Source organism: Clostridium oryzae, from assembly GCF_002029235.1.
Lineage (GTDB): Bacteria > Bacillota > Clostridia > Clostridiales > Clostridiaceae > Clostridium_AE > Clostridium_AE oryzae.
On record NZ_MZGV01000166.1, the window covers coordinates 1 to 837 of the forward strand.

General features: G+C 28.8%; 1 protein-coding gene and 1 pseudogene. Both read right to left on the reverse strand.

Annotation, left to right across the window (positions count from 1 at the left end):
- Positions 1-249, reverse strand: a pseudogene (locus CLORY_RS22865) (GNAT family N-acetyltransferase); the annotation flags it as partial.
- Between the two features lie 79 nt (positions 250-328).
- Complete coding sequence (locus tag CLORY_RS22870; RefSeq protein ID WP_079428901.1) at positions 329-778, reverse strand: GNAT family N-acetyltransferase; 450 nt, start codon at positions 776-778, stop codon at positions 329-331.
- Positions 779-837: the final 59 nt, after the last annotated feature.

Here is an 837-nt window from a genome sequence, read left to right on the forward strand (position 1 = left end):
TTCTCCTACAAACACATATCCAATATAAGGAGTGTAGGTAACATGTGGTATACAGTCAGTTTTCGCTAATGTGCAATAGCCTGCTATATTGTCATTATCTATTGCAACAAAAACTCTTTCCCAGTCACAAAAACCATTTTCTTGCATTTGCTTGGCTAAATATTTACCCGCACCCCAAGAACAATTATGTGCATATTTAGAAACAGACTTCCATAGTCCATCGGTATAAATCAAAGATTTTATTATCATACGCCTATCCTTTCCTATTAAATACTATAATAATAATTTCCTACCTTTTAATATCTCAAACTGCAATTTATCAACATGCTCATATACTTAATTGATATCTCAATGCATCTTCAGTAGGATTATCATAATACTCTTTAAAAGTTCCTACATTTCTGAAATCAAAATCACTAAATATTTTTTGCATTGGATAGTTTGTAGCTCTTGTCTCTCCTCTAAAATCTTTCACTCCTTCCTTTTTCATCTCACCTATCATTTTTTCAAATAATTTATGAGCTAATTTTTGTCCTCTAAAACAACTTTTAGTTCCTATACTAGTATTTTTAACGTAATTTTTTTCTTTTCCCCAATTGAATATCGATAAGTATGCAATTAGCCCATTATTCTGTTTCACTAAATAAATAATATTATGTTCTAAATGATTTAAAATTTCTTGCCACAATTCATTATCCCAGTGATTTATCCCAAAACATTCTTTATCTAACTCTAATAACTCATTTTTATCTTTTAAAGTGAACTTAACTATTTCCATAAATCATTACCACCTTCAAATTACTATGTGTTTGTGTACTATCTAAATAATCTTTAATT

Excerpts from the sequence above, each read along its gene's own strand:
- CLORY_RS22870 (WP_079428901.1), bottom strand. The coding sequence starts at position 778 with ATGGAAATAGTTAAGTTCACTTTAAAAGATAAAAATGAGTTATTAGAG.